Raw genomic sequence first — 7,583 nt, forward strand, 5'->3', positions numbered from 1 at the left:
CGCCCGGTCAGTCCCGGTCGAGGGCGGCCAGCGTGTCGGCCAGCCGCTGATGGACATCTTCGTACACGGCGACGTGCGCGTCGGTGGGCACCTCGTCCAGCGCCTCCAGCCGGGCCAGGCCGGCGTCCACCTCGGGGTGGCCGGTCGGGCTCAGGTCGACGCCCAGCGGCAGGGGCTCGCCGGTGCCGGGAACGGGCAGGGGGACGGGGTCCGGGGCGGGGTCCCGGACGGGCCCGGACGGGTTCTCGGGATCAGGCATCGGGCTTCTTCGTGGTGGTCCGGCGGACGGTGGTCTTCCTGGTCGCGGTCCGCTTGGCGGGCGGCTGGTCCTGACCGGCGGCCTCGGCGGTCTTCTTCGCGGCGGTGGTCCGCTTGGCGGTCGCGGTCTTCTTGACGGCCGTCTTCTTCACGGCCGCCTTCTTCGCGGGCTTCGCGGGCTGCTCCTGCGCGGCCGTCCGCTTCGCGGCGGTCGGCTTCTTGGCCGTGGCCTTCTTCGTGGGAGCCGGAGCCGGGACCGGGGCTTCCGGGGCCGCGGGCACCACCGGGGCAGCCGGAGCCGCGCCCCTCCCGGCCGGCGGCACCGGCGGGTCGACCTCCACCGGCTCGTCCACCGCTATCCGCTCCGCCTCCGCCGAGCCCGCCGTCTCCCGCTCCCAGCCGTCCTCGAACAGCCCGCCGGCCCGGGGCGCGGGCGCGGCCGGCGCGGCCCCGTCCCGGCCCGCCGCGTCGTCCTCCTCGACCTCGCGCAGCTTGTTCTCCAGGTAGGCCAGCACCACGCCCACCTTGGTCACCTGGTCGCCGACCCGCTCGAAGGCCTTCTCGACCTCACCGCGCGCCACCCCCACCGCGAGGTCCACCCCGGCCCGCCCGGCGGTCACCGCCTCCTCGGCCAGCGTCTGGAGCGACCGCGCCGACGGCGGGAACTGCCCGCCCAGCCGGCGCTCCACCTCGGCGACGTCGATCCCGCCCTTCTCCAGCAGACCGGCCGCCGTCCCGACGACCCGCTTGCCGACCTCCTCCACCAGCACGGCCGCGGCCGCCACCGCTCCTCGCACCGTCCTCGGCAGCATCCGGGTGCCTCCCATTCGCCTGCGCACATCGTTCCGTCACCTCGACGCCCGGACGGATCCGGGCATCCCACCGACGACGCTACCGCCAAACACGTCCTGCGGTACCGTGGCCCGGCAGTCACGGCCGCCGGGCCCGGCCGTCCGGCCGGAACGCCGCGGCCCGTCGAAGGAGGGGATCCACCGCCATGGCCGACGCCGAGGAGTGCCGCGAGGCGCTGGAGCAGCTCAGCCGCAACCTCGCCAAGGCCACCGGTGACGTCCGCAAGGCCGCCGAGCTGGACCGCTCGCTCAGCTGCCGGATCACCGACCTCGACCTCACCTTCACCGGGCGGCTGCGCGAGGGCAGCATCCAGGACCTCGAGGAGGCCCCCGGCAGCCCCGCCGGGAAGGCCGACATCCGGCTCACCATGAGCAGCGACGACCTGCTCGCCCTGGTCGGCGGCCGGCTCAACTTCGCGTCCGCCTGGGCGACCGGACGGGTCAGGCTGGAGGCCGGCTTCCGCGACCTGCTGCGGCTGCGCACCCTGCTCTGACCCGACCGGTCCCCGGTTCTCCCGGGTTCTCCCGGGTTCTCCCGGGTTCTAGAACCCCAGCTCGGCCAGCGCCTTCCGGCCGTCCACCGGCTCGCCGTTCGCGTCCAGCGCCGTCCACGCCGCCGCGCACAGCGCCCGCAGCCCGTCCCAGCGGTCCGCCCCGACACCCTCCAGCCGCAGCACGCCGTCCTGCGCCGCCGCGACGAACCCGCCGCAGGCGAACCCGCCGTCCGGCCGCGCCGTGACCGGCGCGTGCCCGGTCAGCAACCCCCGCAGGTCCTCCGCCAGATAGGTCGGCCGGTGCTCGGCCGGGGCCGCCAGCAGCTGCGCCGCCGTCGTCACCCCGGTGAAGACCAGCAGGCTGTCCACCCCGCCGTTGAACGCGCCCTCGATGTCGGTGTCCAGTCGGTCGCCGACCACCAGCGGCCGCTTCGCGCCCGTCCGCAGCACCGTCTCCCGGTGCATCGGCGGCAGCGGCTTGCCCGCCACCTCCGGCTCCACCCCGGTCGCCGCCCGGACGGCCGCCACCAGCATCCCGTTGCCCGGCGCTATGCCGCGCGCGGTCGGCACCGTCACATCGGTGTTGGACGCCACCCACGGCAGCCCCGACTGCACCGCGTAGGAGGCCTCCGCCAGCTGCGCCCAGCCCACCGAGGCGTCGAAGCCCTGGACCACCGCCAGCGGCTCCTCGGCCAGCGTCCGGACGGTGACCAGGCCGCGCTCGGCCAGCGCCTCCTCCAGCCCCAGACCGCCCACCATCAGCACCTTCGCCCCAGCCGGCAGCTTCTCGGCGAGCACCCGGGCCGCCGCCTGCGCGGAGTTGATCACATCCGCCGCCTCGGCCGGCACGCCCAGCTCGGTCAGGTGCGCGGCCACCACCCGGGGCGGGCGGGAGGCGTTGTTGGTCACGTACGCCAGCCGCATCCCGGCCGCGCGGGCCGCCGCCAGCGAGTCCACGGCGTGGTCGATGGCGTTCGGTCCGGCGTACACCACGCCGTCGAGGTCCAGCAGCGCCGTGTCGTACGCCTCGGTCAGCGGCAGCTCGCTGCCGCCCGGGGCGGTCCGTCGCACGGTGGTGGCCGTCTCGGTCATGCCTGCTCTACCTCACTCATCGCGTCAGTCCTGCTCGTCGGTGCTGTCGGCGCCGCCGGTCCCGCCGGTGCCGTCCGGGCTCAGCCGTCCTGCCGGTCCCGCTCACCCGTCGGCTCCGGGCCCGCCGTGGTTCCCGGCTCCGGCCCGGCAGCCGGGCCCAGCGGCGGCGGCCGCTCCCCGGCCGGCGGCTCCAGGTACCCCGGAGCCCCCGGCAACAGCGGGCCGAACGCCCCGGCCCGGGCCGCCAGCGTCGCCCGGGTCTGCCGCAGCGCGGCCCGGTAGTGGTCGGTCTCCGGCCGCATCGCCACGGCCAGCGCCAGGTGCTCGGCGGAGGTCTCGAAGTCACCCAGCCGGGCCGCCGCCACACCCCACCCGAACTGAGCGTAGTCGTCCGACGGATCCGCCAGGGCCACCGCCCGGAAGTTCTCCAGCGCCGCCGCGTACGAGCCCGCGTCGAACTGCGCCCGGGCGAGCGCCTCCCGGATGCTGCGCGAGGCCGGCTCCTCCGCCGCCGCCCGGGCCAGCAGCTGCTCGGCCGCCGCCGGGTTGCCCTGGGCGAGTAGCTTCACGCCCCGGCGGAACCACTCGTAGACGTCGCCCACCGGCTCCCCGGACCGCCGCTGCTCCGGCACGCCGCCGTCCTCACCGGCAGCCCCGCCGACGGCCCCACCAGCGCCGCCACCGGCACCGTCGTCCACCCGCTCGTCGCGCTCGTCCACGCGCCACCTCGCCCTCGGTCACGACACCCGCCCACCGGACCGGCCCGGGTGTTCCGATCTCTGAACAACGCGTACCCGATTACGATGCCCAGAATGAGCACACCCAGTGCAGAAAGCGGAGTGGAGTCTCCGCACGGCGGCCCCGGCGATCCCGGGCGCGTCGCCACCGCAGGTCTGTCCCTGTCCCCCTTCCGCGGCCTGCGCTACGTCCCCGACCGGGTCGGTGCCCTGGCCGCCGTCACCTCACCGCCCTACGACGTCGTCGACCCCGGCCGCAGGCTCGACCTGGAGACCGCCGACCCGCACAACGTCGTCCGGCTGATCCTGCCGCGCCCCGAACCCGAGGACACCGGCGACCGCCCCGACCGCGACACCCGCTACCGGCACGCCGCCCGGCTGCTGCACGAGTGGCAGCGCGAGGGCGTCCTGGCCGCCGACCCGGTGCCGGCCCTCTACGTCTACGAGCAGCGCGTGCCCGCCGCCGGCGACACCCCCGAGCTGCTGCAGCGCGGACTCATCGGCGCCCTGGCGGTCAGCGGCAGCGAGGCCGGCGTCGTCCTCCCCCACGAGGACGTGATGCCCCGGCCGGTCGCCGACCGGGTCGGCCTGATGCGCACCACCCGGGCCAACCTCGAACCACTGCTGCTCACCTACCGCGGCGGCGGCGGGGCGTCCGACGTCGTCGAACGCGCCGTACGCGACGAACCGCTGCTCACCACGACCACCTCCGACGGCACCCACCACCGGCTGTGGGCGGTCACCGACCACGCCGAGATCGCCGAGGTCGGCAGCGACCTGGCCACCTGCCGGGCGCTGATCGCCGACGGCCACCACCGCTGGGAGATGTACCTGCGGCTCCAGCGCGAGCACCGGCACCTGCCGCGCAGTCCCTGGGACCGCGGCCTGGTGCTGCTGGTCGACACCGCCCGCTACCCGCTGCGGGTGCGGGCCATCCACCGGGTGCTGTACCGGCTGCCGGTCGCCGAGGCCCTGCAGCGGCTCGGCGACCAGTGGCGGGTCAAGGAGGTCCCCGGCCCGCTGGAGACCGCGCTGCAGGCCCTCGCCGAGCAGAAGCGGCACGGCGGCAGCGGCTTCCTGCTGACCGGCGGGGACGGCGTCTACCGGCTCGTCGGCGACCCCGACGAGACCCTGCTCGACGCCACCGTGCCGCACGACAAGCCCGAGGAGTGGCGCCACCTGGACGCCACCGTGCTGCACGCCACCCTGCTCGACCACACCTGGCGGATCCCCGACGGCCCCGAGGACATCGGCTACCTGCACACCGCGGACGCCGCCGAACGCGAGGCCGCCCGCACCGGCGGGACGGCCGTCCTGCTGCACCCGGTGCGGGAGAGCGTGGTGCGCCGGCTCGCCGAACAGGGCGTCACCATGCCGCGCAAGTCCACCTCCTTCGGGCCGAAGCCGGCCACCGGACTGGTGCTGCGCAACCTCGAACTCGGCTGACGCACCGCCCGACCGGTGCCGCCACGGACCGGCCGGAACGCAGTGAGGCCCTGCCGCACTCCGGGATCTCCCGGGGCGCGGCAGGGCCTCACTCGTGCTCAGGTCCGGCGCTTACTTGCCGGACTCACCGGCCTCGTCGGCCTTGTCCGCCTGCTCGGCCTCGGTGGCCCGCTCGGGGACCACGCCGTCGAAGTCCTCGTCGATCTCGAGGTCGTCCTCGTCGTAGTACTCCTCGACGTCCTCGTCGTCCTCGAAGATGACCTGCTCGTCCGAGGCCTCGCTGCCCTTGCGCTTGGCCGGCTCGGCGGCCTGCTCGGCCTCCTCCTCGGCGAACTCCGGGTCGAGGGCGTCCACGAACTCCACACCGTCGATCTCGGCGAGACGCTCGGCGGCGTTGGTGGTGCCGTCGGTGTCCGCCTCCACGGCCTTGGCGAACCAGTCGCGGGCCTCCTCGCCGCGGCCGGCCGCGATCAGCGCCTCGGCGTAGGCGTAACGCAGCCGCGCGGTCCACGGGTGCACGGCGGGCGAGGCCAGCTCGGGGCTCTGCAGGGTCACGACGGCGGCGTCGAACTGCTCCATGTCGCTGCGCGCACCGGCCGCGACCAGGCGCATCTCGACCTGGCCGGCCTTGTCCAGCTGCTTGACCTCGGGCTCGCCGGCCATCGCCAGCGCCCGCTCCGGGCGGCCCAGGCCGCGCTCGCAGTCGGCCATCACCGGCCACAGGTCCACCCGGCCGGTCATCCGGCGGGCGGCGCGGAACTCGGTCAGTGCCTCGGAGTAGCGCTGGGTCATGTACGAGGCGAAGCCGGCCGCCTCACGGACGGCGGCGACGCGGGAGGCGAGCCGCAGCGCGACGCGCGAGTACTGGTAGGCCTCCTCCGGCTCGCTGTCGAGCAGGCGGGCGACCATCACCAGGTTGCGGGCGACGTCGTCGGCGAGCGTCTTGGGCAGGCTCTTGAGCTCCTGGCGCACGTCCGCGTCGATCTCGAAACCGGTGACGTCCTCCGGGATCGGCAGGCGCTTGACCGGCTCGTAGTTGCCCCGGCGGTCGTCCTGGTCCCGGCCGCCGCGCTCGTCACGGCCACCGCGGTAGCCACCCCGGTCGTCACGCCCGCCGCGGTCGTCACGGCGGAAGCCGCCACGGTCCCCACCACGGTCGTCACGGCCACCACGGAAGCCACCGCGGTCGCCGCCGCGGTCACCCCGGTCGTCGCGACGGAACCCACCGCGGTCGCCGCCGCCCTGGTAACCACCCGGGCGGTCGTCACGGCGGAAACCGCCACGGTCGCCACCACGGTCGTCACGGTCACGGAACGGACGGTCCTCACGACGCGGACGGTCGTCACGGTCATCGCGACGGAACCCACCCGGACGGTCATCGCGACGGAAGCCGCCACCGGCCGGACGGTCATCCCGACGGAAACCGCCACGGTCGTCACGGCCACCACGGTCGAAGCCACCCGACGGGCGGTCGTCACGACGCGGACGGTCGTCACGGTCGTCCCGACGGAACCCACCCGGACGGTCATCGCGACGGAAGCCACCGCCGGCCGGACGGTCATCCCGACGGAAACCGCCACCGGCCGGGCGGTCGTCACGGCGGAAGCCACCGCCGGCCGGACGGTCGTCACGGCGGAAACCGCCACCGGAGGGGCGGTCGTCACGACGGAAGCCACCGCGGTCGCCGCCACGGTCGTCACGGCCACCACGGTCGAAGCCGCCCGAGGGGCGGTCGTCGCGACGGAACCCACCGCGGTCGCCGCCGCCCTGGTAACCACCCGGGCGGTCGTCACGGCGGAAACCACCGCGGTCGCCACCACGGTCGTCACGGTCGCGGAACGGGCGGTCGTCACGACGCGGACGGTCGTCACGGTCGTCCCGACGGAACCCACCCGGACGGTCATCGCGACGGAAACCGCCACCGGCCGGACGGTCGTCACGACGGAAACCGCCGCGGTCGTCACGGCCGCCGCGGTCGCCACCCGACGGGCGGTCGTCACGGCGGAAACCGCCACCGGAGGGGCGGTCGTCACGGCGGAAGCCACCGCGGTCGTCACGGCCACCACGGTCGAAGCCGCCCGAGGGGCGGTCGTCGCGACGGAAACCGCCACGGTCGCCGCCGCCCTGGTAACCACCCGGGCGGTCGTCACGGCGGAAACCGCCGCGGTCGCCACCACGGTCGTCACGGTCACGGCCGTAACCACCGGAGGGGCGGTCATCGCGGCGGAAACCACCGCGGTCGCCGCCACGGTCGTCACGGCGGTCGTCGCGGCGGTCGTCGCGGCGCGGACCGCGGTCGTTCGACCAGCCCCCGCGAGACCGGGGCTCGTACCCGCGGCCGTCGTCCGATCGACGCTCGGGACGGTCCTGAGGCTGGTTCGCCATCGTGGTAACTCCTTCTGCTGCTTCATCTCCGCCGCGGACCGGGCAACACCACTGCCCTCACGCGGTTCGGCGCCGGCCTTCTGGCCGTGCACCATCTCCATTGTCCGGCATCCGGAGACCCCCCGCGTCTGGGCGGAAGTCCCGTTCTACCGGTCGTGCACACCTGCGCACATACGCAAAAAAGCCGCGGCCCCCAGCGAATCGCTGGGGGCCGCGGCTTTGAATAATTGTTCGGCGGCGTCCTACTCTCCCACAGGGTCCCCCCTGCAGTACCATCGGCGCTGTGAGGCTTAGCTTCCGGGTTCGGAATGTAACCGGGC

8 protein-coding genes and 1 rRNA gene are annotated in these 7,583 nt (G+C 75.0%); 2 read left to right on the forward strand and 7 right to left on the reverse strand.

What is annotated here, in order from left to right:
* Positions 1-7 precede the first annotated feature (7 nt).
* Both ACFVUH_RS32690 and ACFVUH_RS32695 read right to left on the reverse strand, forming a co-directional pair.
* Positions 8-259, reverse strand: a complete 252-nt coding sequence (locus ACFVUH_RS32690; RefSeq protein WP_387917097.1) for a hypothetical protein — start codon at positions 257-259, stop codon at positions 8-10.
* Entirely contained in the window at positions 252-1,070 is an 819-nt protein-coding gene (locus tag ACFVUH_RS32695; protein WP_387917098.1) for a hypothetical protein, read from the reverse strand. The genes ACFVUH_RS32690 and ACFVUH_RS32695 overlap by 8 nt, the downstream gene beginning before the upstream one ends.
* Before the next feature lie 185 nt (positions 1,071-1,255).
* Between ACFVUH_RS32695 and ACFVUH_RS32700 the strand changes: the two genes are divergently transcribed.
* The gene (locus ACFVUH_RS32700; RefSeq protein WP_355374159.1) at positions 1,256-1,603 is read left to right on the forward strand and encodes an SCP2 sterol-binding domain-containing protein; all 348 of its coding nucleotides are present in this window, start codon (positions 1,256-1,258) and stop codon (positions 1,601-1,603) included.
* Between the two features lie 48 nt (positions 1,604-1,651).
* On the opposite strand, the gene ACFVUH_RS32705 is transcribed toward ACFVUH_RS32700, so the two are convergent.
* Entirely contained in the window at positions 1,652-2,695 is a 1,044-nt protein-coding gene (locus ACFVUH_RS32705; RefSeq protein ID WP_387917100.1) for an HAD-IIA family hydrolase, read from the reverse strand.
* Positions 2,696-2,775: 80 nt separating this feature from the next.
* Positions 2,776-3,414, reverse strand: a complete 639-nt coding sequence (locus ACFVUH_RS32710; RefSeq protein ID WP_355374164.1) for a tetratricopeptide repeat protein — start codon at positions 3,412-3,414, stop codon at positions 2,776-2,778.
* Positions 3,415-3,507: 93 nt separating this feature from the next.
* Between ACFVUH_RS32710 and ACFVUH_RS32715 the strand changes: the two genes are divergently transcribed.
* Complete coding sequence (locus ACFVUH_RS32715; RefSeq protein ID WP_387917102.1) at positions 3,508-4,878, forward strand: DUF1015 family protein; 1,371 nt, start codon at positions 3,508-3,510, stop codon at positions 4,876-4,878.
* Positions 4,879-4,989: 111 nt separating this feature from the next.
* On the opposite strand, the gene ACFVUH_RS32720 is transcribed toward ACFVUH_RS32715, so the two are convergent.
* The 3 genes from ACFVUH_RS32720 to rrf all read right to left on the reverse strand — a co-directional run.
* The gene (locus ACFVUH_RS32720) at positions 4,990-5,850 is read right to left on the reverse strand and encodes a tetratricopeptide repeat protein (RefSeq protein ID WP_387917104.1); all 861 of its coding nucleotides are present in this window, start codon (positions 5,848-5,850) and stop codon (positions 4,990-4,992) included.
* Entirely contained in the window at positions 5,787-7,364 is a 1,578-nt protein-coding gene (locus ACFVUH_RS32725; RefSeq protein ID WP_387917106.1) for a hypothetical protein, read from the reverse strand. The genes ACFVUH_RS32720 and ACFVUH_RS32725 overlap by 64 nt, the downstream gene beginning before the upstream one ends.
* A 128-nt stretch (positions 7,365-7,492) precedes the next feature.
* A 5S ribosomal RNA gene (gene rrf / locus ACFVUH_RS32730) occupies positions 7,493-7,583 on the reverse strand; the annotation flags it as partial.

The organism is Kitasatospora sp. NPDC058032, from assembly GCF_042885845.1.
Lineage (GTDB): Bacteria > Actinomycetota > Actinomycetes > Streptomycetales > Streptomycetaceae > Kitasatospora.

Coding starts and splice junctions, on each gene's coding strand:
- ACFVUH_RS32690 (WP_387917097.1), bottom strand. CDS start 259: ATGCCTGATCCCGAGAACCCGTCCGGGCCCGTCCGGGACCCCGCCCCG.
- ACFVUH_RS32695 (WP_387917098.1), bottom strand. CDS start 1,070: ATGCTGCCGAGGACGGTGCGAGGAGCGGTGGCGGCCGCGGCCGTGCTG.
- ACFVUH_RS32700 (WP_355374159.1), top strand. CDS start 1,256: ATGGCCGACGCCGAGGAGTGCCGCGAGGCGCTGGAGCAGCTCAGCCGC.
- ACFVUH_RS32705 (WP_387917100.1), bottom strand. CDS start 2,695: ATGACCGAGACGGCCACCACCGTGCGACGGACCGCCCCGGGCGGCAGC.
- ACFVUH_RS32715 (WP_387917102.1), top strand. CDS start 3,508: ATGAGCACACCCAGTGCAGAAAGCGGAGTGGAGTCTCCGCACGGCGGC.
- ACFVUH_RS32725 (WP_387917106.1), bottom strand. CDS start 7,364: ATGGAGATGGTGCACGGCCAGAAGGCCGGCGCCGAACCGCGTGAGGGC.